Below are 25,665 nucleotides of genomic sequence, written 5' to 3'. Positions count from 1 at the left end.
TTTTCTTTCTGACATTGCGATTCATCTTTCTTGTTTTTGTAACGCCATTCCCGCCTGCTTCCCTCCCTTGATCCTGAAAAGCTACTGACCGTTGTGAATCAGTTGGCGAGTTGATCGACGACCGTCACGTCGTGTGAGCTCACATTGTAAGCAATGCAAAACGGTGCGCCGCTGCGTTTCTTTACGTGTCTGAAAAATTTGAGCGCGCTTTCTTTCAGTAAATTCTCTGATTCGGCACTGGTGAGAAACACGACGACTTGCGTCGAATCTCCCTTGGGTAACCGAATCCTTTCCAGTAGCTCGCGGAACTCCATTTTTCTGTTCATCCATCGCGCATCAATGATGTGCAAATCCTTCAGTCGCTCGGGCAACTCGATGTGGTGCTGGACCGAGAGGTTTTCCCGTACGCCGTTCTCGCCATGCATGCCTTGAGCAACATCCGGACGCTCGGCATTGTCCATGACTTTTATGAAATGCTTTCCTTTCTCAAAATCGGACGGTGCATAGAGCGATCGATAGTTGAAGTTGAGAGTGGCGAAGAACAGGAGAAGCAAATAAAAAGGAAAGCTGATCAAAAACCAGATATAGATCTCGCGCTCCTTGTTGTCGAGGAACGGCAGAGAAACCGCTGCCGATGCTTCAGACAGTGTTGCGAATATTGCGATGACTGTCATGGGGTTGGTGATTCGTTGTTTTAGTTTGATCATGTTTTGTACTCATATAAGTTTATCTTTTCTCATTTGGTTAATGGGTAATGGTTTGGTTGTGCAGTATTGATGTTAGCTGTTGATTTATAGTTAGCCTATATCTGTTTTATGCTGGTTGGATTGTTGGGGTCCTTTTGCTGTAAGGTTTTGTGTGTATTGTTTTCAAGGAGTCGTGCGAGCCCTGAAGTTCCGCTTTTCGTGAAGGGTAGCTCAACTGTAGGCTCACGTCGGGTCACAGTTATCAATTTATTGTTTTGGTTTTCTTTTTGTAAATTGATACAAAAAATTGTTGATGAGTGGGATGTCATAAAGTAAATAAAGTTTTCAACGGGCTGATCTCGAAGATTTCTTGTAAGAATATTCCGCGTTGTTTGTAGGGAATGTCTCTCGGTGCAGGTGGCCGGGGGGGGCGGCATGCCATGGGTGAAACGACTAGGCTATTGTGCGGGCTCTAAAAATTCGAACAGCGAAAATTGGACTTGCCCATGAATAAAGTGCTGATCGTGGATGATCACCCCGTCATTCGTCTTGCGGTACGTATGCTGATGGAACGTCATGGCTACGAAGTCATTGCAGAAACAGATAATGGCGTGGATGCATTACAACTGGCTCGTGAACATATGCCGGATATTGTCATTCTGGATATAGGAATACCGAAGCTGGATGGACTGGAAGTCATTGCGCGCCTCGTCTCGGCAGCAATGCCCATGAAAGTGCTGATATTGACTTCTCAGGCGCCTGGACATTTTTCGATGCGTTGCATGCAGTCTGGTGCTGCCGGATATGTTTGCAAGCAACAGGATCTCACTGAGTTGCTCAGTGCAATAAAGGCTGTATTGTCAGGCTATAGTTATTTTCCCAATCAAGCCCTTCATACAGTGCGTTCCAGTCTGGGGAACGCCAGTGAAGCCGATATGGTGGATCGTCTGTCGGGGCGAGAAATGATGGTTTTGCAACAGTTGGCCCGAGGCAAGACCAATAAGGAAATTGCCGATGGAATGTTCCTCAGCAATAAAACCGTCAGTACTTACAAGACTCGCCTGTTATTGAAACTCAATGCGCGATCCCTGGTGGATTTGATCGAGCTGGCTCAACGCAATGGGCTGGTGTGACTGCACCCGCGCTTCACGGGGCTTGGTAAATGGGCGTTTTCGAGGTTTCGCACTTAAAAAAAGCCTCCGTTTCGGGAGGCTTTCAGGTGTCATAGGTCAAAATCGTAATCGGCCAACTGTTTTTGCAGTCGGCGCTCCTCCAGCAGGTTGTCGATCGTGCGGCGTTTGTTCAGGTTGGTTTTTGCCACTTCAACCACCGGTTCCGCGTCATCGGCCTCAACGGGTGTGAAGTCGTCTTCTACGTCCAATTGCTCTTTGCCAGTGCTCATAAGGTTAACTCCAGGCGAAGACTGCCTTTGGCGCCCCTTATAGCGACAATCGCTCTGCGGGTAAAAAAGATTTTTTCAATCGATAAATCAAAAAACCTAATAGTGCCTCAATCGTCCGAAGTCTTGTGTTTGTATTCGCACAGGTCTTCGATCCGGCAACTGCCGCAGCGGGGCTTGCGGGCCAGGCAGACGTAACGTCCGTGAAGAATCAGCCAGTGGTGGGAATCGAGCAGGTATTCCCTGGGCACAAACTTCATCAGTTTTTTCTCGACCTCGACCACGTTTTTACCCGGCGCAATGCCGGTACGATTACTGACCCGAAAAATGTGGGTATCCACGGCCATCGTCAGTTGGCGGAAGGCTGTGTTGAGCACCACGTTGGCGGTTTTACGGCCAACGCCGGGTAGCGCTTCCAGCTCCTCGCGGGTCTGTGGTACTTCGCCTCCATGGCGTTCCACCAGCAAGCGACAGGTCTCGATTACGTTTTTTGCCTTGCTGTTGAACAAGCCGATGGTCTTGATGTACTCCGATAATCCTTCGACACCCAAGGCATAGATGGAGGCCGGCGTATTCGCCACCGGATAGAGCCTGGCAGTGGCCTTGTTTACGCCGACATCGGTCGATTGCGCTGAGAGAATTACGGAGATCAGCAATTCGAAGGGCGAGGAGTAGGCCAGTTCGGTCTTCGGTTCCGGGTTGTCTTCATGCAGCCTGCGGAAAATTTCCAGACGTTTTGCAGCATTCATGGGCAGTGCGTTTCCTCGAAAAGCGGTCAGTGTGAGGGATTCGGGCGAGGCCATGCCTGCCACGCAGCGATCACCAGCCCCAACAGAATGAATCCTCCGGGGGCGAGAGTGGCCAGGTGCAGGCCTCCATTGCCGATGAGTTCGCGCAGCAGGGCCAAGCCCACCATCAGCGCGCCGAACAGGCCACACAGGCGAAGACGGTCACGCAATGCGCTCTGAAAGAAGCCCGTGTGGTCAAGAACGACACATTGCAAGGCGATCAGCCCGGCATAGATTCCCACCTGCTGGTGCCATTTGAGTGACCAGAGTTGTGCGGCTATTTCCGCACAACTGGTCAGCGTGGCAGCCAGCAAAATGCCGGCAAACAATCGGGCGGACGGGACAAGTCGTGGTCGCAGGGCCGCCATGCCGACGCCGTAAGCACTGATCACCACCATAAACATCAACCACAGGCCCAGCGCGGTCATCCATGAGTCGGTGGCGCCGATCAGCGGTGCGAGCATCAGCGAGTTCTGCAGCGTCGATGACTTATTCATGGGGACTGTTCCCGATCAACTGGTGCCGATGTTCATCGAAGTAGCGCAAGGCGTCGTGGATGGCGTTGATTACGGCTCTTGAAGTGATGGTCGCCCCTGCGATCTGGTCGAACTGGCCCTGATCCTTTTTCAACGCCCAGCCGTTGTCGGCCGGTTCGCTTCGCGACTTGCCGGCAAAGTCATTGAGCCAGGCGTTCGGCCAGTCGGCGATTCGCGCACCCAGCCCCGGAGTTTCCGATTGCTTGAGGGTTTTGATTCCCACCAACTTGCCGTTTGCGCCGATGGCGATCAACAAGTCGATGCTGCCCGCATAACCCAATCCCTGACTGCGCAACAAAACGATACTGGGTTGGCCGGCCTTGGTTGCCAGGTAGCCGCCTTGCAATGTGCTGTTGGTCAACACGGTATCGTCGAGGCGCAACGGTTGTTCCAGCGGTTGATTGTCGTAACTGTCAGCGGGCAGCAGGTCCAGCAGATTGCGGCTGTCGATCAGCCGCTGTTCGGTCGCAATGCGTGGCGCGCTGCTCTGCTGCACAAGGTAAGTCGCGCCAGTCCCCAGGCCAGCCAGCAGCACCAGAATCACAACGCTCGACGCTCGGCTCATGGCGCAGCACGCTCCTGTCTCGACGCGACAAACCGGTCCAGCGCCGGCACGCAGAGGTTCATCAGCAGCACCGCAAACGCCACGCCGTCCGGATAACCGCCCCACGTACGAATCAGGTAAGTCAGCAGCCCCACACCCGCGCCAAACATCAGTCGGGCGCCAGGGCTTTTTGCGCCGGACACCGGTTCTGTGACGATAAAGAATGCACCCAGCATGCTCGCGCCCGTGAGCAGATGAAACAGTGGCGAGCCATGGGAATCGGAACCCGAGCCGTTCCAGCACAGCAAGCTGATGACGAACAGGCTGGCAAGCATGCCGACCGGCGCATGCCAGCTGAACACCCGCCGTTGCAGCAGAAACACGCCGCCCGCCAGAAAGGCCAGGTTGACCCATTCCACACCGCGCGCGCCAAAGTGGCCGAAGGCCGGATTGCCAGCGAAGAGTTCGTCCATGGTCAGGCTTTTGTTGATTCGCAAGCTGTCCAGCGCCGTGGCCTGGACCCAGGCATCCGGCGTCTGGCTGAGGCTGAAACCGAACACTTGCTGCAAACCGCCGAGCAGGTCCATGCCGTGGGACGACGGCCAATGGGTCATCTGCTGGGGAAACGTCACCAGCACCAGGGCAAAACCGAGCATCGCCGGGTTGAACGGATTTTTCCCGACTCCGCCATACAGCTGTTTGCCGAACAGCGCGAACGCCGCGGCACTGACCGTCAGCCACCACGGGCAATACGGCGGCAAGGCAAGGGCCAGCAGCGTCGCACTGACCAGCGCGCTGCCGTCGCTCAAGGTGGGTTTGAGCTCTCGCTTGCGCAGTTGCAACACCGCCGCTTCAACGGCCAACGCGGTCAAGCCGGCTAGAATCAGGTTGATCAACACGCCCCAGCCATACAACCAGAACAACGCCAGCATCCCCGGCACAGTGGCCAGCAACACCAGCTTCATGGCCTGCTGCAGGCGCTCGTCGACCGATTCAAGGGGCGACATAGGCATCCACCTGACGCTCGGCTTCCTGCAGACGGGCGCGCGCCTTGTTCATCAGATCGGCGGGTGTGTCGCTGCGCCGTTCAAGTTTGCTGACGTCGGCGCGAGCGTAGGCCAATTCCGTTTTCAACTGGCGAAGCTGGCTGTCGATGGGGCGTTTTTCAACGCGCGCCAGGTCAGGTAAAGGTTGTTCGCTCGAAGCCTCGGCGGCGTGGAGGGCTTTTTCGGCGTCGCCGAGTGCGCGTTCCAGGGCTTCGATCTGCTCGGCTGGCGCTTCGCTGGTTTGGGCTTTCTTGAGTTCGGCGCGGCGCATGGCTAACTGGATTTTCGCCCGTTTCAACTCGGCGTCCTTCACTGGAGCAGTGGGCGCAGCGGCGGGCGGTGCGCTGCTTTCCAACTGCGTCAGGGCGTGTTCGGCCACTTCGAACTGCTGTTGCAGGACAATCAGTTGCGATTGCTGTTCGAAAGTCGGAGGATGCCCGAACGCCTTGAGCGACTTGTTCAGTTGCGCCCGGCTCATTGCCAGATCGACTTTGGCTTTCTTCAGTGCGGCATCGGCATTCGCTGCTTTTTGCGCACGGACCCTTTCCAGCGCAGCCTGAACCGGGTGGAGCGTCGTCACTTCAGTCTGTTGCACCGCGCGATGTGCCCGGGCCTGACGCTCGGCGAGTTTTTGTTCTTCCTCACGGCGCAAGCGCGCATTGCGCTGTTCAAAACGGCGCCGTGCGTGATCGCGTTTGGCGGCACGCGCCTGTTGTTCTTCAGGGCTGAACGCCAGTCCACCGACAATCGGTAACACGGTGGCCAGCGGCAACGGCCGCATCTCGATGCAATCCACCGGGCACGGCGCCACACAGAGGTCGCAACCGGTGCATTCGTCGATGATCACCGTGTGCATCAATTTCGCCGCGCCGACGATGGCGTCTACCGGACAGGCCTGAATGCATTTGGTGCAGCCGATGCACTCGGCCTCGCGGATGTAGGCAAGTTGCGCCGGGGCCGAACCGCGGCTGACATCCAGTTCCAGCACCGGCACTTTCAGCAAATCGGCCAGTGCCGAGATGGTTTCGCTGCCACCGGGCGGGCACTTGTTGATCGGTTCGCCGCTGGCAATGCCCTCGGCGTACGGCTTGCATCCGGGGTGCCCACACTTGCCGCACTGGGTCTGCGGCAAAAGGGCGTCGATGCGTTGAATCAGACTCATGTTTTGATCAGTCCGCTGAATCCGAGAAAAGCCACTGCAATCAATCCGGCGCCGATCAGGTCGATCGGCAAGCCGCGAAAGGGCAGGGGAACATCGTTATCGAGGGTGCGCTGGCGCAAGTCGCTGAACAGACTCAGCACCAGCCAGAAACCCAACCCCGCGCCGAGGCTCAGGGCTGTGGCGTGGAAAAATCCCTTGTCGTCCCGCACGTTGATCAGCGCCAGCCCCAGGACGCCGGCATTGCCGAGAAGCAATGGCCAGAGACCTTCGAACGAAAACGTTGAAAACAGCTTCGGCAGCAGTGTCAGCAGCGGCGCGATCAGCAAAACGCTCAGTGGTAAAAACACGAACAGACCCAGCGAACTCAACCCTAGCGGCACCAGCAGCCAGTGGTAGAGGGCATGACCGAGTATGCCGACGATCAGCATCAGGCACGTCGTCGCAATGCCCAGCGCATGCCCCTGACGGCGCTCGGCGCTCAGCAGCGGATCGACGCCCAGCGGCCAGTGCAACACGAAGTTGTTGATCAGGGCAGCGCTGATAAGCGTAAGAAGCAGTTCGGTCATGATCGTGCCGACAGGAACAGTAGTTTTTTGTAGGAGCGAGCTTGCCCGCGATGGACTCAAGGGCGCTGCGTTCAACCTGTGGACACGCAGTATCGTTAACGGCCATCGCGAGCGAGCTCGCTCCTACAGGAGGTGGTCTAAAAAGCTTAGGCATTATCCGGCAAGGAAGGAGGGTGGGCCAGACATGAAAATCCCACAGGCGCGCCGGGCACGACTGTGGGATCGGTTTACCGCAGAACCTTACTTGATGCGCTGACCCGGCTTGGCACCGCTGTCGGGGCTGAGCAGGTAGATTTCTTCACCGCCAGGGCCGGCCGCCATCACCATGCCTTCGGAGATACCGAACTTCATTTTCCGTGGCTTGAGGTTGGCGATCATCATGGTCAGGCGACCATCGAGCTTGGACGGGTCCGGATACGCGCTCTTGATCCCGGAGAACACGTTGCGTTGCTCGTCACCGATGTCGAGGGTCAGACGCAGCAGCTTGTCGGCGCCTTCCACGTGTTCGGCCTTGACGATCAGCGCGACGCGCAGATCGACGGCGGCAAACGTATCGAACTCGATCTCCGGCGACAGTGGATCCTTGGCCAGTTCGCCGTTGCCGGCAGGTGACGCTTCGCCAGTGTCGGTCTGGCTGGCGGTCAGGTCTTCTTTCGAAGCGTCGGTCATGGCTTGCACTTTCACCGGGTCGATACGGGTCATCAACGGTTTGAACTCGTTCAGCTGATGGTTGCTGAGCAAGGTCGCGTGGTCGTTCCAGGTCAGCGGCGCGACGTTCAGGAACGCCTCGGCATCGGCGGCCAGCAACGGAAGTACAGGCTTGAGGAAAATCACCAACTGGCGGAACAGGTTGATGCCCAGGGCGCAGATGGCCTGGACTTCGTCGTGCTTGCCTTCCTGTTTGTTCAGCGACCACGGCGCCTTGTCGGCGATCCAGGCGTTGGCGCGGTCGGCCAGGCCCATGATCTCGCGCATGGCACGGGCAAAGTCGCGAGCCTCGTAGGCCTCGGCGATGCTTGGTGCTGCGGCGAGGAAGGCTTCGGTCAGTTCCGGCGCGGCGTTACCCGCCACCAGCACACCGGCATTGCCTTTCTGGATGAAACCGGCGCAACGGCTGGCGATGTTGACGACTTTGCCCACCAGGTCAGAGTTGACCTTCTGCACGAAGTCTTCGAGGTTCAGGTCGAGGTCGTCGACGCCACGGCCCAGCTTGGCCGCGTAGTAGTAGCGCAGGTATTCCGGCGACAGGTGGTCCAGGTAGGTCCGGGCCTTGATGAAGGTGCCACGGGACTTGGACATTTTCTGGCCGTTGACGGTCAGGTAGCCGTGCACGTTGATGCCGGTCGGTTTACGGAAACCGGCGCCTTCGAGCATCGCTGGCCAGAACAGGGCGTGGAAGTTGACGATGTCCTTGCCGATGAAGTGGTACAGCTCGGCGGTGGAATCCTTGCCCCAGAACGCATCGAAATCCAGCTCAGGCGTACGGTTGCACAGGTTCTTGAAGCTGGCCATGTAGCCGATCGGCGCGTCCAGCCAGACGTAGAAGTATTTGCCGGGCTCGCCTGGAATTTCGAAACCGAAGTATGGCGCATCGCGGGAGATGTCCCACTGTTGCAGGCCGGCGTCCAGCCATTCGGCGATCTTGTTGGCGACGGCGTCTTGCAGGGTGCCGCTGCGGGTCCAGGTTTGCAGCATCTCCTGGAAGTCCGGCAGTTTGAAGAAGAAGTGCTGGGAATCCTTGAGCACCGGGGTGGCGCCAGAGATCGCCGACTTCGGATCCTTCAGGTCGGTTGGTGCATAAGTTGCACCGCATTTTTCGCAGTTGTCGCCGTACTGGTCTTCGGTGCCGCATTTCGGGCAGGTGCCCTTGATGAAGCGGTCGGCCAGGAACATTTTCTTTTCCGGGTCGAAATACTGAGTGATCGAGCGCTGGGCGATGTGCCCGGCATCGCGCAACTTCAGGTAGATCTGGCTCGACAGCTCACGGTTTTCTTCGGCGTGAGTGGAGTGGAAGTTGTCGAAGTCCACCAGGAACTCGGCAAAGTCGGCGCTGTGTTCAGCCTGGACGTTGGCGATCAGTTGTTCCGGGGTGATGCCTTCCTTTTCCGCGCGCAGCATGATGGCCGAACCGTGGGCGTCGTCGGCGCAGACATAGATGCATTGATTGCCGCGGTGCTTCTGGAAGCGCACCCACATATCGGTCTGGATGTATTCCAGCATGTGGCCAAGATGGATCGAACCATTGGCATAGGGCAGGGCGCTGGTGACGAGGATCTTGCGTGGCTCGGACATGGGGCTCGGCTACTTGATGAAACGGAGGTCGGCCACTATAAAGCGCCGGCGCATATTTTTCACCCTTCGGGCCTGTTTCCGGATGCATCGATGACGAAACCTGTGGCGAGGGAGCTTGCTCCCGCTGGGTGGCGAAGCCGCCCCAAACCCTGCGACCCGGTTCTGTCAGAAGGATCGCGTCAACTTGATTACGACTGCTGCGCAGCCGAGCGGGAGCAAGCTCCCTCGCCACAGTTAAGCTCTCCCGCCACAGTAATCTGTTCGCCACAAATGTGTGTCCGGCGTAGGATACCCGCCTGATTTTCCAGTCTTGCTATCGGAGTTGCCCATGAGCGCCGTCAATCGCGCAGCGGTGGAAGCCGTCCTTCGCCAGTACACCGACCCTTACCTGAACCAGGACCCGGTCAGCGCCGGGTGCGTGCGCAACATCGACATCCAGGGTGATCGCGTCAGCGTCCAGCTGGAGTTGGGTTACGCCGCCGGCCTGTTCAAAAGTGGCTGGGCGCAGATGCTGCAAATGGCCATCGAAGGTCTCGACGGCGTTACCAGCGCCCGCGTTGATATCACCAGTGTGATCGCCGCGCACAAGGCGCAGGCACAGATTCCGGGGCTGGCCAACGTCAAGAACGTCGTGGCCGTGGCGTCCGGCAAGGGGGGCGTGGGCAAATCCACCACCGCCGCCAATCTGGCGTTGGCCCTGGCCCGAGAAGGCGCCAAGGTCGGGATCCTCGACGCGGACATCTACGGTCCGAGCCAGGGCATCATGTTCGGCATTCCCGAAGGCACCCGACCAAAGGTCAAGGATCAGAAGTGGTTCGTGCCAATCGAGTCCCATGGCGTCGAAGTGATGTCCATGGCATTCCTGACCGACGACAACACGCCGATGGTCTGGCGCGGGCCAATGGTCTCCGGCGCGTTGTTGCAACTGGTGACACAAACGGCGTGGGGCGATCTGGATTACCTGGTCATCGACATGCCGCCAGGCACCGGCGACATCCAGTTGACCCTCGCGCAGAAAGTCCCGGTGGCCGGCGCGGTTATCGTCACCACCCCGCAAGACCTGGCGTTACTGGACGCGCGCAAAGGCGTGGAGATGTTCCGCAAGGTCAACATCCCGGTGCTGGGCGTGGTGGAAAACATGGCCGTGCACATCTGCTCGAACTGCGGGCATGCCGAGCATCTGTTCGGTGAGGGCGGTGGCGTGAAGCTGGCCAACCAATACGGCGTCGAATTGCTGGCCTCGTTGCCACTGTCGATGGTCATTCGCGAGCAGGCCGATGGCGGCAAGCCAACGGTGATCGCCGAGCCGGACAGCCAGATTGCGATGGTGTATCAGGAACTCGCCCGCCATGTCGGAGCGCGGATCGTGTTGCAGGAAGCGGTATCGCCGGCGATGCCAAACATCACCATCAGCGACGATTAAACCGCGGAAGAAACGCGGTCCAATTGTGGGAGCGGGCTTGCTCCGGGCGGCGTTCCGACGAAGGCGGTGTGTCAAACAACATCAACGTTGACTGACACGGCCTCTTCGCGAGCAAGCCCGCTCCCACATTGGTTATATGTAGGCCTTAGATCCGCAACCCGCCATCCATTTCCAGAATCCGACCGGTGTAGTAGTCATTCTCGAAAATGTACGCCGCCGACAGGGCGATCTCTTCCGGCTTGCCCATGCGCTTGAGCGGAATCACGGACGTGATCTTATCCAGCGCTTCAGGCTTCATGCCCAACGTCATCTCGGTTTCGATAAAGCCCGGCGCAATACCCGCCACGCGAATGCCGTAGCGCGCCAGTTCCTTTGCCCAGGTCACGGTCGCCGCTGCGACACCGGCCTTGGCGGCGGAGTAGTTGGTCTGACCGATGTTGCCGGCACGGGAGATCGACGAGATATTGATGATCGCGCCGCTGTTGTTCAGCTCGACCATTTTCGCCGAAACTTCGCGGGTGCACAGGAACACGCCGGTCAGGTTGACGTCGATCACCGCCTGCCATTGAGCCAGGCTCATCTTGGTGATTTCACCGTCCTTGACCTTGAGCAGCAGGCCGTCGCGCAGAATCCCGGCGTTGTTGATCAGGCCATGAATCGCGCCGAAATCCTCAGCCACCTGGGCGACCATGTGCGTCACTTGCTCTTCATCGGCGACGTTGCACAGATAGGAACGGGCCTCGACACCCTTGGCTTTGCACGCGGCAACAGCGTCGTCGAGTTTTTCCTGGTTCAGGTCAACCAACGCCAGCTTCGCGCCCTTGTCGGCGAAATACTCGGCCATCGAACGGCCTAGACCCTGGCAACCGCCGGTGATAATGATTACTTTGTCAGTGATTTTCATTCGTATGCCCCGGTATTAAGGTTGGTGTGGTCTTCCTTCAAGAGAGTCTCGATCTGCACCGGATGTGGCCTGGTTGCACATGAGAACTTCCCCAATGGCGGGCTGGAACTTTCACCAGTCGCCTGTCCGTTTTTTAGACGAATTCTACAAAAGGAGTCATAAATTGAGCGCTGAAGCGGCCAAGAATGCACGAGAATTGCTTCTCAAGGAATACCGTGGCGTGCTTTCGACGCACTCCAAGGCGATGCCCGGTTTCCCGTTTGGCTCCGTGGTCCCGTATTGCCTGGACGGGCAGGGCCGGCCGCTGATCCTGATCAGCCGCATCGCCCAGCACACCCATAACCTGCAAAAAGACCCGAAATGCTCATTGTTTGTGGGTGAGCGCGAGGCTGAAGACGTGCAAGCCGTTGGTCGCCTGACCTACCTCGCCGAAGCAGAAAAGCTCGAGGACGAGGCCGCTATCGAAGCGGCAGCCGAGCGTTATTACCGCTATTTCCCGGACTCGCAGAGCTACCACAAGGCCCACGATTTCGATTTCTGGGTGCTCAAGCCAGTGCGTCACCGTTACATCGGTGGCTTCGGCGCGATTCACTGGGTCGATCAACTGACACTGGCCAATCCCTTCGCGGGCAAGGCAGAAGTGAGCATGGTCGAGCACATGAATGCCGACCACGGCAAAGCCATCGCCCACTATGTCGAACTCGCCGGCCTGCCAAAAACCGAGCCGGCACAATTGGCCGGGATCGACACAGAAGGCATGCACCTGCGCATCGGGCAGGGACTCTACTGGCTACCGTTTCAAGCGCCATGTAATACGCCGACACAAGTCCGCGAAGCCTTGGTTTTCCTGGCTCACGCCGAGCATTGGCCGAAAAATGAAGTGGCTGACGCTTGAATTCACGCAATGGCGACGTCATCTAGGGAAGACTGGCAAGGCATTCTTGCGTTGAGGAACCTTTTGATGCGCCCTTTTTTATTGCTCTTTGTGCTGTTTCCGGTGTTGGAGCTGTTCGTATTCGTCAAAGTGACCGGGGCGATCGGGTTTTTCCCGGCCCTGCTGCTGGTCATTCTCGGCTCGATGCTCGGCGTGTTCGTGCTGCGTATCGCCGGCCTGGCCACTGCGCTGCGTGCACGTGAAAGCCTGAACCGCGGCGAACAGCCAGCCCAGACCATGCTTGAAGGCCTGATGCTGGCTCTGGCCGGTGGCCTGTTGATCCTTCCGGGCTTCGTCTCTGACGTGCTGGGTCTGATCATGTTGCTGCCGATCTCCCGCCGGTTGCTGGCCAATAAAATGCGCCAGCGCGCCGAAGAGGCGGCGATCCGTCAGCGTGCGTTCGCCGATGACCTTCAGCCACGTGGCGGTCCTGTTCCCCGCGAGCCGCTGGGCCGTGAGCCCGACGTGATCGAAGGCGAGTTCGAACACCGGGATACCAAGTAAATCGTTCCACCTGCACGGCACCTTCGGGTGCCGTGTTCGTTTTCGGGGCATTGATGTAAAAAATTTCGATCCCCGCCCTTGTAATAAGCTTATGCGCCCTTATGTAACGGTCACCGCAAGGTTTCTGGCGATCACGCCAGACAGACTTCCGCGGTTCGCTCGACGAACCGCACCCGGCACCGCCGGATTTGTTAAACCCGCCGGGACTACACCGGCCGATGAAAACCACAATTAGGAGAGATCGACAATGAAGCTTCGTCCTCTGCATGACCGCGTCGTCGTCCGTCGCAGCGAAGAAGAAAAGAAAACCGCTGGCGGTATCGTCCTGCCAGGTTCGGCTGCTGAAAAGCCAAACCAGGGTGAAGTCCTGGCTGTAGGCCCGGGCAAGGCACTGGAAAACGGTGAAGTGCGCGCGCTGGCCGTGAAAGTGGGTGACAAGGTTGTGTTCGGCCCTTACTCCGGCAGCAACACCGTGAAAGTTGACGGCGAAGACCTGCTGGTCATCGGCGAGAGCGAAATCCTCGCTGTTATCGAAGGCTGATTCCCCGCTCATTTTCCCGCTACTACAAAGTATTTAAGGAATATCGATCATGGCTGCTAAAGAAGTTAAATTCGGCGATTCCGCCCGCAAGAAAATGCTCGCCGGTGTCAACGTCCTGGCTGACGCGGTAAAAGCGACCCTGGGCCCTAAAGGCCGTAACGTGATCATCGAGAAGAGCTTCGGCGCTCCGACCATCACCAAGGACGGCGTTTCCGTAGCCAAAGAAATCGAACTGAAAGACCGTTTCGAAAACATGGGCGCGCAGCTGGTCAAAGACGTTGCCTCCCGTGCCAACGATGACGCAGGCGACGGCACCACCACCGCTACCGTTCTGGCTCAGTCGATCGTCAACGAAGGCCTGAAAGCCGTCGCTGCCGGCATGAACCCGATGGACCTCAAGCGCGGTATCGACAAAGCGACCATCGCGATCGTCAAAGAGCTGAAAGCCCTGTCCAAGCCTTGCGCTGACACCAAGGCCATCGCTCAGGTCGGCACCATCTCGGCCAACTCCGACAACTCCATCGGCGACATCATTGCCGAAGCCATGGAAAAAGTCGGTAAAGAAGGCGTGATCACCGTTGAAGAAGGCTCGGGCCTGGAAAACGAACTGTCGGTTGTTGAAGGCATGCAGTTCGACCGTGGCTACCTGTCCCCGTACTTCGTCAACAAGCCAGAGACCATGACTGCCGAGCTCGACGGTCCGCTGATCCTGCTGGTCGACAAAAAGATCTCGAACATCCGCGAAATGCTGCCAGTACTGGAAGCCGTTGCCAAAGCCGGCCGTCCACTGCTGATCGTGGCCGAAGACGTTGAAGGCGAAGCCCTGGCGACTCTGGTTGTGAACAACATGCGTGGCATCGTCAAAGTCGCAGCCGTCAAGGCTCCAGGCTTCGGCGACCGTCGCAAGGCCATGCTGCAGGACATCGCTGTCCTGACTGGCGGTACCGTTATCTCCGAAGAGATCGGTCTGAGCCTGGAAAGCACTACCCTGGAACACCTGGGTAATGCCAAGCGCGTGATCCTGTCCAAAGAAAACACCACCGTGATCGACGGTGCCGGCGTTGAGGCTGACATCCAGGCTCGCGTTCTGCAGATCCGTCAGCAAGTGGCCGACACTTCGTCCGACTACGACCGTGAAAAACTGCAAGAGCGTCTGGCCAAGCTGTCCGGCGGCGTTGCAGTGATCAAGGTTGGCGCTGGTTCCGAAGTTGAAATGAAAGAGAAGAAAGCCCGCGTTGAAGACGCCCTGCACGCTACCCGTGCAGCCGTTGAAGAAGGCGTGGTACCTGGCGGCGGCGTGGCACTGGTTCGCGCTCTGCAGGCAATCTCCGAGCTGAAAGGCGACAACGATGACCAGAACGTTGGCATCCAGTTGCTGCGTCGCGCTGTTGAAGCGCCACTGCGCCAGATCGTTGCCAACTCCGGCGACGAGCCAAGCGTAGTTGTAGACAAGGTCAAGCAGGGTTCGGGTAACTACGGTTACAACGCTGCCACCGGCGAATACGGCGACATGATCGAAATGGGTATCCTGGACCCGGCCAAAGTGACTCGTTCGGCTCTGCAAGCGGCTTCGTCGATTGCCAGCCTGATGATCACCACTGAAGCCATGATCGCTGAGATCAAGGACGACGCACCAGCTGGCGGCGGCATGCCAGACATGGGCGGTATGGGCGGCATGGGCGGCATGATGTAAGCCAGCCTTACCCCGTACGTGAAAACCCCGCCTGCGAAAGCAGGCGGGGTTTTTTATTGTCCGGAGTTTCGATGGTCACATCAGTCCAAATGTGGGAGCGGGCTTGCTCGCGAAAGCGGTGGAACAGTCAACTTATGTGTTGAATGACACACCGCTTTCGCGAGCAAGTCGAATCGTCGCACCGCCGCTCCCACATTTTGGATCTGTGTTTCAGGAGTTTACCGGTTGTGCTTCGGACTCCCGCTCAACCTTGGAAGCCGGTCGATACAGGATGTAGTAATACGACCCCAGACAAATCACCCAGCAGAAAATCGCCGTCCACACGTTGTGTGAGAAAAAGTGCGCGCCCTGCATCATCCGGCTCACGGAAAACACCGTGCCCAGTGCGAAGGCAAAGATAAAAGCTTTACGCGCCAGACGCGGACGCCGGTCCCGCAGCACAAAGAACAACGCAAACAGCGTGAAACCGGTCGCGGCATGCCCGCCGGGCCAGCAACGGCCGGGTTTGTCGGTAGGTGGGCGCGGACTGAGCAGTTCGCTATACGTCTCGTGGCCGCCGAATTGCTCCAGGCTCCACGGGCATTGAACCGCCGTCACCGCTTTAACCGGCGTGACAAAGGAGGTCGCCAGTCCCAGGGACAGCACCAGACAACCCAGTTCCCGTTTGAACGGTTTGAGCCTGTCGATGAAAAAAGCACCGATGAAACCGACGATTGCAAACACCGAGAAGGCGATGACGACTTGCTTGGCACGGTCATGCAGGATGTTTTCGAGGAAGTAACTGTGGCGCCCGATGAAGTCTCCGGCCGCCGGGTCATAGAACAACCTTGCCAGGTCCATGTCCAGGGACGTCAGTTCGAGCAGCACCAGAATGATCGCCGTAACGGCGGGAACACCCAGGCACACCCAGAAATTGAGCGGGCGAGAGGCGGGGCGGGCAAGGGTCGAAACCATGGCAGTTCCTTGGTCGGTTAAATGTTCTTGAGAGCGCAGCCGCGCGGAGTGTGAGCCCGGGTGTGTCGCCACTGTGTGAATCGATAGTGAAAAAGTCGTCAAGGACTCGACAGGTTTATGGCCAGGGTTTTCAACTGCACACAGCCCTAGCCCTGCGCCACGCCAGGCCTTAAGCTGCGCGGGCCAAGACGGCCGTTACTGTGTACGGAGGAGGTGCCTATGCGCATTCTGTTGGTTGAAGACAACCGCGATATCCTGGCCAATCTGGCCGATTACCTGGGGCTCAAGGGTTACACCGTGGATTGCGCGCAGGACGGTTTGTCAGGCCTGCACCTGGCGGCTACCGAGCACTACGATTTGATCGTGCTCGACATCATGTTGCCCGGCATCGACGGCTACACCCTGTGCAAACGCCTGCGCGAAGACGCCCGACGCGACACGCCGGTGATCATGCTCACGGCCCGCGATCAACTGGACGACCGCCTGCAAGGCTTCAAATCCGGCGCAGATGATTACCTGATCAAACCCTTTGCCCTGTCTGAACTGGCCGCGCGGATCGAAGCGGTGATGCGTCGGGCACAGGGCGGCGGCCGTCGCACCTTGCTGGTTGGCGATCTGAGCTACGACCTCGATACCCTGGAAGTCACCCGCGAAGGTCGCTTGCTGAAACTCAACCCGGTGGGCCTGAAGTTGCTGGCCGTGCTGATGCAGAAAAGCCCGCACGTCCTGCGCCGGGAAATTCTCGAAGAAGCACTGTGGGGCGATGATTGCCCGGACAGCGACAGCCTGCGCAGCCACGTCCACCAATTGCGGCAGGTGATCGACAAACCGTTCGCCAAGCCTTTGCTGCAAACCGTGCACGGTGTGGGATATCGCTTGGCCGAGGGCCGTGATGGAGTTTAAACAGAGCCTCGCTCAACGGATCATCATTGCCTTTGCATTGATGAGCGCACTGGTCGCCGGGGCTTTCGCCATGGGCATTGTCGCGACCGTGCACCTGGTGGAAGAAAAACTGATTTCGGCAGGCCTCGGCGGAGATTTGCAGCGCCTGCTGCTGATGGACAGTGTCACGGACTGGAGTCACCGCCCCGAGCCGGACCAGCTGTTCTATTTCAGCGGTGGGCCGGGCGACTTTGAGTTGCCCAAGGATCTGCGCCATCTCGAGCCGGGTTTTCATGAAGTGTTCCGGGAGCAGCTTTCCTATCACGCGATGGTCGAAGTCGTCGATGGCCGGCGTTATGTGCTGCTACAGGACCAGAGTGATTTCGAAGAACGTGAGCGGGTGTTGTTCGCCGTGGTGCTGGTGGGCTTCGTCCTGAGTCTGGCGTTGGCGGTATTCCTCGGCTGGATCCTGGCGCGCAAAGTGATGGCGCCCGTGGTGCGGCTGGCCCGTCAGGTACGCCACCGCGACCAGTTGCTGGGGCTGGCGCCACCGCTGGCACCGGACTATGCCGCCGATGAAGTGGGCGAGCTGGCCGTGGCCTTCGACGCCACCCTCGGACGCCTGCGCCAGGCACTGACCCGGGAGCGCTTGTTCACCAGTGACGTCAGTCACGAATTGCGCACCCCGTTGATGGTGCTGGCCAGTTCCTGTGAACTGCTGCTGGAAAATCCCGGTATCGACCAGCGCGGTCGGGCTCAGGTCGAGCGAATCGCCCGTGCCTGCGAAGAGATGCGTGAACTGGTGCAAACCTTTCTGATGCTGGCCCGGGCCCAGCGTGAAGACGTCGGCGTGGCGCCGCAACAATCGCTGGCCCAGGTCGCCGACGGGCTTCTCAGCCTGTGGCGCGACCCGATCGAGGCCAAAGGGTTGTCGCTGATGTTCGAACCGGGCAATCCGGCCAGCACCTGCTACAACGCCACCCTGCTGCAAGCGGTCATGGGCAATCTGTTGCGCAATGCGCTGCATTACACCGAACGGGGCTTCATCCGCTTGACCCTGACGAACTCGGGTTTCATGGTCGAAGACAGTGGTGTGGGTATTCCCGAAGAAAAACGCGAAGCGATGTTCGAGCCTTTCGTGCGGGGTAACGAGAAGCGCGGCGAAGGCCTGGGACTGGGGTTGTCGCTGGTGCAGCGGATTTGCGAAAACCAGGGATGGAGCGTCAACCTGACCAACATGGAACCCCATGGCTGTCGTTTTCAGGTGGAATTGAGTCAGCTGGATATTTGAAGGCTCAAAAGATCGCAGCCTTCGGCAGCTCCTACGGTGTACGCCATTTCATGCAGGCGCTGCGACCTTATCGTTGGTGGCCCTCAGCCATCGTTTTCGCCCTGTAAAACCTCGAAATAGTTCGGGGTTTTACATGACAACTTTTTCACGAAGGCATGACCTGACGCTGACACGGCGCTACCTATCGTGGTCGTCATCAAACGCTCAGGAGTCCCTGATGATGGCCGCCCCGACCAAACTCGATTTTTCCGAAAAGTACGACGATCAACACGCTCAGAGATACCTGCGAAAACATAAGGACGGCCTCGGCCGTCGACTGTCCCACTGGCGTGACGAGCAACTGGCACGCAAGGCACTGACGTTGGCGGGCGAGCCCGGCCTGATCCTCGATTTACCCTGTGGTGCGGGGCGTTTCTGGCCATTGCTGGCGGAAAAATCCAACCGCGTGATTATCGGTGCAGACAACTCCGAATCCATGCTCAAGATCGCTTTGCAAGCGCAGCCCGCCGAAGTCGTGAAAAAGGTACAACCCTTGCACACTTCTGCATTCGACATCGCCTTGCCTGATAACGCCGTCGACAGCATTTTCTGCATGCGTTTGCTGCACCACATTGGTGAAGCCGAGCATCGACTGGCCATTCTGCGTGAATTCGAGCGCGTCAGCCGTGACAGCGTGATCCTTTCGTTATGGGTCGACGGCAATTTCAAAGCCTGGAAACGTAAGCGGCTTGAAGAAAAACGTGGGCACACAGGTTACCAAAATCGTTTCGTGTTACCGGCTGCTACGGTCGAAAAGGAATTTGAGCAGGCGGGGTTCCGTATTCAGGAACGACTGGACTTTATCCCGCTCTATGCCATGTGGCGGATTTATGTATTACGCAAGAGGTAACAGGATGGCAGTGCAATGTGCAGCAGATACGGATATCGCTTCCAAGGATCGCTTCGACTATTTCTGGAACCAGCGCGGCGAGTGGGTTGAAGAGCCCAACGTTCGTCGCGGTGGTGAAAGTGGCGTGCAGCGCGTCAAGAATAATGATGGACAGCTGTTCTACGCCAAGCGACAGACCGGGCATGTCTACCGCAGCTGGCTGCACCCGTTCGGTCGGCCGACGGTGCTGCGTGAACGGGACGCGCTCATCGGGTTGAGTCTGATCGGCGTGGGTGTTCCGGAAATCGTTTTCTGTGGTGCGCAGCGCGATCCTGTTCACAAGTGGCGCGCATTGCTGGTGACCAAGGCACTGGACGGTTTCGAGGAAATCGAGCACTGGTACGCAGGCGGCGGGAGCGAGCGTCATGGTGAAGCGGTGCACGATCGCGTGCTGAAGGAGCTGGCCGATAACCTGGTGCGCATGCACAAGGGGCGGTGGCAGCACAGTTGTCTCTACATCAAGCACGTCTTCGTCCGGGTTACCGGTGAGGGCGAGGCGGCGAAAGTCGACGTTGCGTTGATCGATCTGGAGAAATGCCGCCGACGTTTGACCGCCCGTCGCGCCGCATCCCATGACCTGAAGCAATTGCGTCGCCACTCGTCGTTCAGCACGACGGACTGGAAGAAACTCGTCTACTTTTATGAGACGGCGTTTGGCAGCGCTATCAAAGGTTTAAAGCAATGAAACTCGAAATTGCACGAGGTTTGTTTTTGATAGGAGCCTTGGCAGTTGCTTCACTGGCGGTGGCGGCTTGGGAGCAGCCCCGCACGCAAGTCCTCAGTTCAGTGAACGGGGACGCGCGTTGTCCGATGCCGCGGGTTGCCAAAGCAGCCGTTGCAACCCAACCCGATCATGATTTACTGCTGTTCATGTTCGGACTTTCTCAAGGACTGAGGCCGCAGAGTTGACCAGATTGAAGCCCAAATAAAAGGCCTCGCAAATGCGAGGCCTTTTTTATGGAATTCAATTTCAACCACACCACCCCACCAATGTGGGAGCGGGCTTGCTCGCGAATGGGGTGTATCAGTCAACATTAATGCTGAATGACACACCGCATTCGCGAGCAAGCCCGCTCCCACAAGGGTTATGTGTGTTCTTTGATGGCGTCGGGTTTAGCCAATAGCGTGTACACGCACGGCAACACAAACAACGTAAACAACGTCCCGATCGACATCCCCGTGGCGATCACCGTGCCGATGTCGAACCGGCTGACAGCGCCTGCCCCCGTGGCAATGATCAACGGCACCATGCCGAACACCATCGCTGCGGTAGTCATCAACACCGGGCGCAGGCGTATGGCCGCGGCTTCCTCCACCGCCTCGCGCGGCGTCAGGCCCTTTTCCTTGCGCAGCTGGTTGGCGAATTCGACGATCAGGATCCCGTGCTTGCTGATCAGCCCGATCAGCGTCACCAGCCCGACCTGGGTGTAGATGTTCATGCTCGACCAGCCGAGGAACAGCGGGATCAACGCGCCACAGATCGACAGCGGCACCGTCACCAGAATGACCAGCGGGTCGCGGAAACTTTCGAACTGAGCCGCCAGCACCAGGAAAATGATCGCCAGTGCCAAGGCAAACGTCACCCACAGCGCGCTGCCTTCCTGAACGTACTGCCGCGATGCCCCGGCATAGTCGACGGCAAAACCCACCGGCGCCTCTTCCCGGGCAATCTGGCGCACAGCGTCGAGGGCTTCACCCATGCTCACCAACGGCACCCCGGACAGGATCGCCGAGTTGAGTTGCTGGAACTGATTCAACTGCCGCGGGCGCGCCCGGTCGGACACGGTGATCAGGGTCGACAGGGCCAGCAGTTCACCCTGGGTGTTTTTCACGTAATAGTTGTTCAGCCAGTCGGGGTTGTCCCGGAACGGCCGTTCGACCTGCGCGATCACTTTGTAGCTACGGCCTTCAATGGTGAAACGGTTGATTTCCGCCTCACCCAGCAACGTCGCCAGTGTGCCGCCCAGATCCTGCATCGACACACCCATCTGCGCGGCCTTGGCCCGGTCGATATCCACCACGACTTCGGGCTTGTCGAACGCCAGGTCGACGTCGACGAAGGCGAACTTGCCGGACGCCATCGCGCGTTTTTTCACCCGGTCCATCACTTGCAGCAGCGACTCGTAATCCTTGGCGGTATTGACGACGAATTGAAACGGCAGCCCCTCGCCAGTACCCGGCAGGGAAGGCAGGTTGAAGCCGAAAATCTGCAACCCGGGAATGCTTTCCAGTTTGCTCTGCACCTCAGGCAGGATCTGCATTTGCGTGCGGTCGCGGTCGTTCCATGGTTTCAACAGAAAGCCGCCGATCCCCGATTGCACGCCGTTGAAACCGTTGATCTGGAACGAGGAGTAGTACTCGGGAAACGCCTTGAAAATGGTGATGAACTCGTCGGTATAGGTGTTCAGGTAATCCAGGTTGGTCGGCTGCGGGGCGTTGGCCAGCATGAAAATGATGCCCTGATCCTCGTCCGGTGCCAGCTCCGATTTGGTGAAGGTGAGCAACACCGGAATCAGGCACAGCACGATCGCCGCGAACACCAGCACCACCGGGCGCGTGTTGAGCGTGCCGTGCAGCATGCGCTGGTAACGGCGCTTGAGGCCTTCGAAAATCAGGTCGAGGCGATGGGCCAGGCCGCTGGGATTTTCGTCGTGGCGCAGCAGAAAGGCGCACATCATCGGCGACAGGGTCAGGGCGACGATGCCGGAGATCACCACCGCCCCGGCCAGTGTCAGGGCGAACTCCTTGAACAGCGCCCCCGTGAGGCCGGTGAGGAAACCGATCGGCGCATAGACCGCCGCCAGAGTGATGGTCATCGAGACCACCGGCATGGCGATTTCCCGAGCACCCTCGATGGCTGCATCGAGCGGGGTCTTGCCTTCCTCGATGTGGCGGTGGATGTTTTCCACCACCACGATGGCGTCGTCCACCACCAGGCCGATGGCCAACACCATCGCCAACAGGGTCAGCAGGTTGATCGAGTAACCCATCATCTGCATGAAGAACATCACGCCGATCATCGACAGCGGAATTGTCACCACCGGGATCACTACCGAGCGCAGCGCCCCGAGGAACAGGAACACCACCACAATCACGATGAGCACCGCTTCAAACAGGGTTTTCACCACTTCGTCGATCGAGGCCTGAATGAACAACGTGGCGTCGTAGGCGATTTCACCCTTGAGGTTCGGCGGAAGCTGGGCTTCCAGGTCCGGCATGATCTTGCGCACTTCCTTGATCACGTCCAGCGGGTTGGCGCCGGGCGTGGCCTTGATGCCGATGTACACCGAGGGCGTGCCACCGAAGGAGCTGATGGTGTCGTAGTTCTCCGCGCCCATTTCAACCCGCGCGACATCGCTGAGCAGCACGCGGCTGTCGCCATCGACCTTGAGTGGAATCGCAGCGAAGGCTTCAGCGGATTTGAGCTCGGTGTTGGCGTTGATACTGGTGACCACGTACTCGCCTTTCACTTCGCCGGCGGCGGAGAGGAAGTTGTACTTGCGCACGGCATCGGTCACATCGCTGGCGCTCAGGCCGAAACCGGCGAGCTTCATCGGGTCCAGCCACAGGCGCATGGCGAACACCTGGTTGCCGAGAATCTCGGCCTCGGCCATGCCCGGCAGGGTCGCTAGTTTGGGCTGAATCACCCGCGAAAGGTAATCGGTGATCTGCGGGTTGCTCAGTTCCTTGCTGAAGAAGCTGATGTACATCAGCGCCGAGGCGTCGGCAGCTTCCTTGCTCAGCACCGGGTCTTCGGCATCCTGAGGCAACTGGTTTTTCACCTCGTTCGCCTTGGCCAGCAGCTCGGTGAACAAGCGGTCGCTGTTGGCACCGATGCGCGCGTAGATCGAGATCACCGAGAAGTTCTGGCGGCTGACCGAGGTCATGTAGTCGATGCCCTCGGCGCTCGCCAGGCTCTGTTGCATCGGTTGGGTGATATAGCCCTGGATGGTTTCGGCGTTGGCACCGGGGTAGGCGGTGGTCACCGTGATCAGGGCGTTTTCCATTTGCGGATACTGGCGCAGTGGCAGCTTGCTCCAGGCCTGAAAGCCCAGCAGTACAATCAACAGGCTGACCACGGAGGCGAGCACCGGGCGGCGGATGAACGGGTCGGTAAAAGCCATGGGGATTCCTTGATCAGTCCGCACGCGGCGGGCTGTTCTGCCCGGCTAAAGTCTTGTCGTCACTGATCGCGATGTGCGCGCCGTTGTCCAGTTTGATCTGGCCGGCGGTGACCACTTTTTCACCGTTCTGCACACCTTTGGTAATCATCACCACACCGTCGCGGCGCTCGCCGGTTTCGATGAAACGGCGTTCGGCGATCAAAATCGGCTCACCCTTGTCGTTTTTTTCCAGCTTGCCGTCTTCGGTTTTTTTCTGTGCGACGACGTACAGCGAGTTGCCGTACAGCGTGTACGTGACCGCGCTTTCCGGCACGACGATGCGCGGCTGCGGGTCTGGCAACATCACCTGCAGGCTGGCGAACATGCCCGGCAACAGTTTGCCGTCGGGGTTGGCCAGGGTCGCGCGGACCTGCATGTTGCGCGTGCTGTTCTCGAGTTTCGGATTGATCGCGCTGATGGTGCCGGGGAAGGTCTGCGCCGGGTAGGCCGAGACGATGATTTCAACCGGCTGGCCGATGGCGATCTTCGGCACCGACTGTTCGGGCACGAAAAAGTCGACGTAGAGACTGCTGAGGTCTTGCAGGGTGGCAATCATGGTGCCGCTGGCCACGTAGTCGCCGACGTCCACCTGACGAATGCCGATGGTGCCGCTAAAGGGAGCCAAAATGCTTTTTTTGCCGAGCGCAGCCTTGAGCTGATTGACCGTGGCTTTGCTCTTTTTCAGCACCGCCGAAAGTCGGTCGAATTCGCCTTTGGAAATGGCCTGGCTGCCTACCAGTTGGCTACCGCGACCGTAATCGAGCTGGGCCAGCCCGAGGTCGGCCTGGGCGGTTTCCAGCAAGGCACTTTCCACGGCGCTGTCGAGGCGCAGGAGGGGTTGACCGGCCTTGACCTTCTGCCCTGACTCGAACTGCAAATCGATGACGGTGCCGTCGGTCTCCAGGCTCAGGTCCACGCCTTGCAGTGCCTTGAGCGTGCCGACAGTCGGCAGACGCGCCTGCCATGGCTGCTCGGTGGCCGTGGCCACGGCAACGCTTATCGGCGGTTTCGGCGCGGAGAAGCCTTGCACCATCGTGTAGATGGAAAAGGCTTTGTAACCGGCCAGGACCAGCACGATCAGCAGAACAACACCCAACATGATCAGCATGCGGCGACGCAGCATATTTCCAGTTCCTTGGAGAAAATCAGGTGAGACAGGCGGGCACATTACTCTGAGTGGAAGGGGGATTCCAACTGGCACTTTTCTCAGGCATGCGCAAAACCTGTAGGAGCGAAGCTTGCTCGCGAAGGCGGTACGTCAAGACACATCAAATTTGAATGTGCCGCCGCCTTCGCGAGCAAGCTTCGCTCCTACAAGAGCGGGTCGTTCAGATGAGATGCAAGTGGTTATCCCAAAGCCCCGCCGGCAGCTCCAGCGGTTTTGCAACAAGATCTGTCTGGCGGCAATCGTAGTAACGGCAGCGCCCTTGACCCGACGTCACGACAAAGCCGTCAGCCACCGCACCCACCCCGGCGCAATCGGGAAGTGGCGCATCCAGGCGCACTTCACCGCTGTCCAGGTCCCAGATGAAAAAGCGGTTGCCTCGTGGCGCCGTCAAAGCGACCAGCCGCAAGTCACTGTGTACCGCGACGCTGGCGGTGTAATGCCCCATCGCCTGCAGCTGATGCTCGGGCACGGGGAATGCCACGAACGGTTGCCCGGGCCGCTTGATGGCCAACAGTTCCGAAGATTCGTGGGAGGGGCCCATGAATTGCTGACCGGCGACGATGGTGCCGTCGCTGGCGATCCCCAGATGCCGCACGCTATTCATCTGTTGAGCCAGGGTTTCCTTGCTCAACAAAGTACCGTCGCGTTGCATCAGCACCAAACTCGGTTCCATGGCGTTAAGGTTCATCTCGACCCGGCTTTCCGCCTCGGTGCGAATCCCGCCGTTGGCCACCACCAGGGTTTCGCCATCGGGCATCCACGACACCTGATGCGGGCCGATGCCGTGGGTGGAAATTTCGCCGCTGTGCACGAGGCGCTCGCCTTCAAACTTATACACACCGAGCAAACCGCGACCCGGATCGGACGTGTCGTTCTCGGTGGCGTACAGCCAGTCGCCGCTCTGGTGAATCACCGCGTGACCGTAGAAATGCCGGTTCGGCTGCGAGGCCACGGTTTGCAACAGCGTGCCGTCGCGCAGGTCGATCAGGTAGCTCTCGGTGCCTGGGCGACGGGCGACAAATAGCGCAATTGGCAGCGTCGGGTGATTGATGATGTCGTGGCACCGCTGGCCGACCCGGGTGGCGAACACCCGTGTACTGTCCAGCCGGTAACCGACGGCGTAATGCTTGCCGTCAGTATCGTCCCGCGCCGAGAGCAACAGCGGGCTCTTGTCCTTTTGCTTGAACAGCGTCCAGCCGCCCAGTGTCACTGCTCCCAGCAGCAAACTACCTAACGTCAGAGCCTGTCGTCGCAGCATGGC

Annotated in this window: 24 protein-coding genes and 1 pseudogene; 11 read left to right on the top strand and 14 right to left on the bottom strand. The window is 58.7% G+C overall.

Annotation, left to right across the window (positions count from 1 at the left end; all coding sequences use genetic code 11):
- Window positions 1–98 precede the first annotated feature (98 nt).
- Window positions 99–707 (bottom strand): hypothetical protein, encoded by a 609-nt coding sequence (locus ACA073_RS20855; protein ID WP_497399166.1) that lies wholly within the window; start codon window positions 705–707, stop codon window positions 99–101.
- 485 nt (window positions 708–1,192) lie between these two features.
- Between ACA073_RS20855 and ACA073_RS20850 the strand changes: the two genes are divergently transcribed.
- The gene (locus ACA073_RS20850; RefSeq protein ID WP_084322710.1) at window positions 1,193–1,819 is read left to right on the top strand and encodes a response regulator transcription factor; all 627 of its coding nucleotides are present in this window, start codon (window positions 1,193–1,195) and stop codon (window positions 1,817–1,819) included.
- A gap of 89 nt (window positions 1,820–1,908) precedes the next feature.
- On the opposite strand, the gene ACA073_RS20845 is transcribed toward ACA073_RS20850, so the two are convergent.
- The 8 genes and pseudogenes from ACA073_RS20845 to metG form a co-directional block, all read right to left on the bottom strand.
- Window positions 1,909–2,088: a PA3496 family putative envelope integrity protein gene (locus ACA073_RS20845; protein ID WP_462036224.1), complete on the bottom strand. Its 180-nt coding sequence runs from the start codon at window positions 2,086–2,088 to the stop codon at window positions 1,909–1,911.
- A 107-nt stretch (window positions 2,089–2,195) separates the two neighbouring features.
- The gene (gene nth / locus ACA073_RS20840) at window positions 2,196–2,834 is read right to left on the bottom strand and encodes an endonuclease III (protein ID WP_497399163.1); all 639 of its coding nucleotides are present in this window, start codon (window positions 2,832–2,834) and stop codon (window positions 2,196–2,198) included.
- Window positions 2,835–2,860: 26 nt separating this feature from the next.
- The gene (locus ACA073_RS20835; RefSeq protein ID WP_497399161.1) at window positions 2,861–3,370 is read right to left on the bottom strand and encodes an Rnf-Nqr domain containing protein; all 510 of its coding nucleotides are present in this window, start codon (window positions 3,368–3,370) and stop codon (window positions 2,861–2,863) included.
- Window positions 3,363–3,974 (bottom strand): RnfABCDGE type electron transport complex subunit G, encoded by a 612-nt coding sequence (locus ACA073_RS20830; protein ID WP_497399159.1) that lies wholly within the window; start codon window positions 3,972–3,974, stop codon window positions 3,363–3,365. Before ACA073_RS20830 ends, ACA073_RS20835 begins: the two co-directional genes overlap by 8 nt.
- Window positions 3,971–4,960 carry an RnfABCDGE type electron transport complex subunit D gene (locus ACA073_RS20825; RefSeq protein WP_497399157.1) on the bottom strand — a complete coding sequence of 330 codons (990 nt, stop codon included), beginning with the start codon at window positions 4,958–4,960 and terminating at the stop codon, window positions 3,971–3,973. Before ACA073_RS20825 ends, ACA073_RS20830 begins: the two co-directional genes overlap by 4 nt.
- Before the next feature lie 805 nt (window positions 4,961–5,765).
- A pseudogene (rsxB, locus tag ACA073_RS20820) lies at window positions 5,766–6,140 on the bottom strand (electron transport complex subunit RsxB); the annotation flags it as partial.
- Between the two features lie 17 nt (window positions 6,141–6,157).
- Window positions 6,158–6,727 (bottom strand): electron transport complex protein RnfA, encoded by a 570-nt coding sequence (locus ACA073_RS20815; protein ID WP_497399156.1) that lies wholly within the window; start codon window positions 6,725–6,727, stop codon window positions 6,158–6,160.
- Window positions 6,728–6,967: 240 nt separating this feature from the next.
- Window positions 6,968–9,019 (bottom strand): methionine--tRNA ligase, encoded by a 2,052-nt coding sequence (gene metG, locus ACA073_RS20810; protein WP_497399154.1) that lies wholly within the window; start codon window positions 9,017–9,019, stop codon window positions 6,968–6,970.
- A gap of 328 nt (window positions 9,020–9,347) precedes the next feature.
- Here metG and apbC point away from each other — a divergent pair, with 328 nt between their 5' ends.
- Window positions 9,348–10,442 (top strand): iron-sulfur cluster carrier protein ApbC, encoded by a 1,095-nt coding sequence (gene apbC / locus ACA073_RS20805; protein WP_497399152.1) that lies wholly within the window; start codon window positions 9,348–9,350, stop codon window positions 10,440–10,442.
- Window positions 10,443–10,587: 145 nt separating this feature from the next.
- Here apbC and ACA073_RS20800 read toward each other — a convergent pair whose 3' ends face one another.
- Entirely contained in the window at window positions 10,588–11,346 is a 759-nt protein-coding gene (locus tag ACA073_RS20800) for an SDR family oxidoreductase (RefSeq protein ID WP_497399151.1), read from the bottom strand.
- A gap of 163 nt (window positions 11,347–11,509) precedes the next feature.
- On the opposite strand from ACA073_RS20800, the gene ACA073_RS20795 reads away from it, so the two are divergent.
- The 4 genes from ACA073_RS20795 to groL all read left to right on the top strand — a co-directional run bounded on the left by ACA073_RS20795 (window position 11,510) and on the right by groL (window position 15,018).
- Window positions 11,510–12,241 carry a HugZ family pyridoxamine 5'-phosphate oxidase gene (locus ACA073_RS20795; RefSeq protein WP_497399149.1) on the top strand — a complete coding sequence of 244 codons (732 nt, stop codon included), beginning with the start codon at window positions 11,510–11,512 and terminating at the stop codon, window positions 12,239–12,241.
- A 66-nt stretch (window positions 12,242–12,307) separates the two neighbouring features.
- Complete coding sequence (locus ACA073_RS20790) at window positions 12,308–12,784, top strand: FxsA family protein (protein WP_497399147.1); 477 nt, start codon at window positions 12,308–12,310, stop codon at window positions 12,782–12,784.
- A 247-nt stretch (window positions 12,785–13,031) separates the two neighbouring features.
- A complete protein-coding gene (locus tag ACA073_RS20785; RefSeq protein ID WP_008155545.1) occupies window positions 13,032–13,325 on the top strand; it encodes a co-chaperone GroES in 294 nt (97 codons plus the stop codon).
- A 49-nt stretch (window positions 13,326–13,374) separates the two neighbouring features.
- On the top strand, window positions 13,375–15,018 hold the full coding sequence (groL, locus tag ACA073_RS20780) for a chaperonin GroEL (RefSeq protein WP_027922861.1): 1,644 nt from the start codon (window positions 13,375–13,377) through the stop codon (window positions 15,016–15,018).
- Between the two features lie 210 nt (window positions 15,019–15,228).
- On the opposite strand, the gene ACA073_RS20775 is transcribed toward groL, so the two are convergent.
- Window positions 15,229–15,972 (bottom strand): phosphatase PAP2 family protein, encoded by a 744-nt coding sequence (locus tag ACA073_RS20775; protein ID WP_497399144.1) that lies wholly within the window; start codon window positions 15,970–15,972, stop codon window positions 15,229–15,231.
- A gap of 219 nt (window positions 15,973–16,191) precedes the next feature.
- Here ACA073_RS20775 and colR point away from each other — a divergent pair, with 219 nt between their 5' ends.
- From colR to ACA073_RS20750, 5 genes are all read left to right on the top strand, one after another.
- On the top strand, window positions 16,192–16,875 hold the full coding sequence (gene colR / locus ACA073_RS20770) for a two-component system response regulator ColR (protein WP_497399143.1): 684 nt from the start codon (window positions 16,192–16,194) through the stop codon (window positions 16,873–16,875).
- Window positions 16,865–18,145 (top strand): sensor histidine kinase, encoded by a 1,281-nt coding sequence (locus tag ACA073_RS20765; RefSeq protein ID WP_497399141.1) that lies wholly within the window; start codon window positions 16,865–16,867, stop codon window positions 18,143–18,145. Before colR ends, ACA073_RS20765 begins: the two co-directional genes overlap by 11 nt.
- A 220-nt stretch (window positions 18,146–18,365) precedes the next feature.
- Complete coding sequence (locus ACA073_RS20760) at window positions 18,366–19,034, top strand: class I SAM-dependent methyltransferase (RefSeq protein WP_497404170.1); 669 nt, start codon at window positions 18,366–18,368, stop codon at window positions 19,032–19,034.
- 4 nt (window positions 19,035–19,038) lie between these two features.
- Window positions 19,039–19,758 (top strand): lipopolysaccharide kinase InaA family protein, encoded by a 720-nt coding sequence (locus ACA073_RS20755; protein WP_497399139.1) that lies wholly within the window; start codon window positions 19,039–19,041, stop codon window positions 19,756–19,758.
- On the top strand, window positions 19,755–19,982 hold the full coding sequence (locus tag ACA073_RS20750; protein WP_497399137.1) for a hypothetical protein: 228 nt from the start codon (window positions 19,755–19,757) through the stop codon (window positions 19,980–19,982). Before ACA073_RS20755 ends, ACA073_RS20750 begins: the two co-directional genes overlap by 4 nt.
- Before the next feature lie 176 nt (window positions 19,983–20,158).
- On the opposite strand, the gene ACA073_RS20745 is transcribed toward ACA073_RS20750, so the two are convergent.
- From ACA073_RS20745 to ACA073_RS20735, 3 genes are all read right to left on the bottom strand, one after another.
- On the bottom strand, window positions 20,159–23,197 hold the full coding sequence (locus ACA073_RS20745) for a multidrug efflux RND transporter permease subunit (RefSeq protein ID WP_497399135.1): 3,039 nt from the start codon (window positions 23,195–23,197) through the stop codon (window positions 20,159–20,161).
- Window positions 23,198–23,210: 13 nt separating this feature from the next.
- Window positions 23,211–24,359: an efflux RND transporter periplasmic adaptor subunit gene (locus ACA073_RS20740; RefSeq protein WP_497399133.1), complete on the bottom strand. Its 1,149-nt coding sequence runs from the start codon at window positions 24,357–24,359 to the stop codon at window positions 23,211–23,213.
- A gap of 205 nt (window positions 24,360–24,564) precedes the next feature.
- Window positions 24,565–25,662, bottom strand: a complete 1,098-nt coding sequence (locus ACA073_RS20735) for a DUF1513 domain-containing protein (RefSeq protein ID WP_497399131.1) — start codon at window positions 25,660–25,662, stop codon at window positions 24,565–24,567.
- Between the last annotated feature and the right edge of the window lie 3 nt (window positions 25,663–25,665).

Source organism: Pseudomonas sp. LBUM1670 (assembly GCF_059695695.1).
The sequence above is the reverse complement of the archived record's forward strand: the minus strand, read 5'-3'. Positions and strand labels throughout refer to the sequence as shown.

What these genes read in the sequence shown, in the direction of transcription:
- ACA073_RS20835 (WP_497399161.1), bottom strand. Translation starts at nt 3,370, where the DNA reads ATGAATAAGTCATCGACGCTGCAGAACTCGCTGATGCTCGCACCGCTG.
- ACA073_RS20815 (WP_497399156.1), bottom strand. Translation starts at nt 6,727, where the DNA reads ATGACCGAACTGCTTCTTACGCTTATCAGCGCTGCCCTGATCAACAAC.
- ACA073_RS20760 (WP_497404170.1), top strand. Translation starts at nt 18,366, where the DNA reads ATGGCCGCCCCGACCAAACTCGATTTTTCCGAAAAGTACGACGATCAA.
- ACA073_RS20775 (WP_497399144.1), bottom strand. Translation starts at nt 15,972, where the DNA reads ATGGTTTCGACCCTTGCCCGCCCCGCCTCTCGCCCGCTCAATTTCTGG.
- ACA073_RS20765 (WP_497399141.1), top strand. Translation starts at nt 16,865, where the DNA reads ATGGAGTTTAAACAGAGCCTCGCTCAACGGATCATCATTGCCTTTGCA.
- nth (WP_497399163.1), bottom strand. Translation starts at nt 2,834, where the DNA reads ATGAATGCTGCAAAACGTCTGGAAATTTTCCGCAGGCTGCATGAAGAC.
- ACA073_RS20755 (WP_497399139.1), top strand. Translation starts at nt 19,039, where the DNA reads ATGGCAGTGCAATGTGCAGCAGATACGGATATCGCTTCCAAGGATCGC.
- ACA073_RS20790 (WP_497399147.1), top strand. Translation starts at nt 12,308, where the DNA reads ATGCGCCCTTTTTTATTGCTCTTTGTGCTGTTTCCGGTGTTGGAGCTG.
- ACA073_RS20850 (WP_084322710.1), top strand. Translation starts at nt 1,193, where the DNA reads ATGAATAAAGTGCTGATCGTGGATGATCACCCCGTCATTCGTCTTGCG.
- ACA073_RS20740 (WP_497399133.1), bottom strand. Translation starts at nt 24,359, where the DNA reads ATGCTGCGTCGCCGCATGCTGATCATGTTGGGTGTTGTTCTGCTGATC.
- ACA073_RS20825 (WP_497399157.1), bottom strand. Translation starts at nt 4,960, where the DNA reads ATGTCGCCCCTTGAATCGGTCGACGAGCGCCTGCAGCAGGCCATGAAG.
- ACA073_RS20750 (WP_497399137.1), top strand. Translation starts at nt 19,755, where the DNA reads ATGAAACTCGAAATTGCACGAGGTTTGTTTTTGATAGGAGCCTTGGCA.
- groL (WP_027922861.1), top strand. Translation starts at nt 13,375, where the DNA reads ATGGCTGCTAAAGAAGTTAAATTCGGCGATTCCGCCCGCAAGAAAATG.
- ACA073_RS20800 (WP_497399151.1), bottom strand. Translation starts at nt 11,346, where the DNA reads ATGAAAATCACTGACAAAGTAATCATTATCACCGGCGGTTGCCAGGGT.
- ACA073_RS20830 (WP_497399159.1), bottom strand. Translation starts at nt 3,974, where the DNA reads ATGAGCCGAGCGTCGAGCGTTGTGATTCTGGTGCTGCTGGCTGGCCTG.
- apbC (WP_497399152.1), top strand. Translation starts at nt 9,348, where the DNA reads ATGAGCGCCGTCAATCGCGCAGCGGTGGAAGCCGTCCTTCGCCAGTAC.
- ACA073_RS20735 (WP_497399131.1), bottom strand. Translation starts at nt 25,662, where the DNA reads ATGCTGCGACGACAGGCTCTGACGTTAGGTAGTTTGCTGCTGGGAGCA.
- ACA073_RS20785 (WP_008155545.1), top strand. Translation starts at nt 13,032, where the DNA reads ATGAAGCTTCGTCCTCTGCATGACCGCGTCGTCGTCCGTCGCAGCGAA.
- ACA073_RS20845 (WP_462036224.1), bottom strand. Translation starts at nt 2,088, where the DNA reads ATGAGCACTGGCAAAGAGCAATTGGACGTAGAAGACGACTTCACACCC.
- ACA073_RS20855 (WP_497399166.1), bottom strand. Translation starts at nt 707, where the DNA reads ATGATCAAACTAAAACAACGAATCACCAACCCCATGACAGTCATCGCA.
- colR (WP_497399143.1), top strand. Translation starts at nt 16,192, where the DNA reads ATGCGCATTCTGTTGGTTGAAGACAACCGCGATATCCTGGCCAATCTG.
- ACA073_RS20745 (WP_497399135.1), bottom strand. Translation starts at nt 23,197, where the DNA reads ATGGCTTTTACCGACCCGTTCATCCGCCGCCCGGTGCTCGCCTCCGTG.
- metG (WP_497399154.1), bottom strand. Translation starts at nt 9,019, where the DNA reads ATGTCCGAGCCACGCAAGATCCTCGTCACCAGCGCCCTGCCCTATGCC.